At 26.6% G+C, this 594-nt stretch carries 1 pseudogene; it reads left to right on the top strand.

Going from position 1 to position 594, the window contains the following annotated elements:
- Positions 1-594 (top strand): annotated as a pseudogene (locus tag CLTEP_RS15025) (transposase); the annotation flags it as partial.

Raw genomic sequence — 594 nt, forward strand, 5'->3', positions numbered from 1 at the left:
AATAAAATGACTGAAAAATTTAATAGAAATGAATGTATAGAAAATATGAAAAATATTCTTGGATATGAAAATCTAGAAGAAATACCTCATTATGATACAATAAATAACTTTCTAAAAAAATTAGATATTAATGAATTAGAGTATATTAGAGATTATATGCTTAAAGAAATGTTTAAAAAGCGTAGCTTGGAGCATTATAGATTATTAGATAAATATTGGGTTATAGCTATAGATGGAACAGGATTATTTAAATTTAAAGAGAAACATTGTGAGCATTGTTTAAAGAAAGAGTACAAAGATAAAGATGGAAATATTGAAAAAACACTGTATTTCCATTGTGTTCTCGAAGCTAAGTTGATTTTTGGCGATATGGTATTTAGTATAGATACTGAATTTATTGAAAACCCAGATGAAAAATATGATAAGCAGGATTGTGAAATTAAAGCTTTTAAAAGATTGGCTACTAAACTCAAAAGAAGATATCCTAGACTCCCTATATGTATTTTAGGCGATAGCCTGTATGCCTGTGAACCTGTGTTTGAGATATGCAATAAAAACAGATGGAAATATTTACTTAGATTTAAAGAAGGAAGA

The organism is Clostridium tepidiprofundi DSM 19306 (assembly GCF_001594005.1).
Classification (GTDB): Bacteria; Bacillota; Clostridia; order Clostridiales; family Clostridiaceae; genus Clostridium_AC; species Clostridium_AC tepidiprofundi.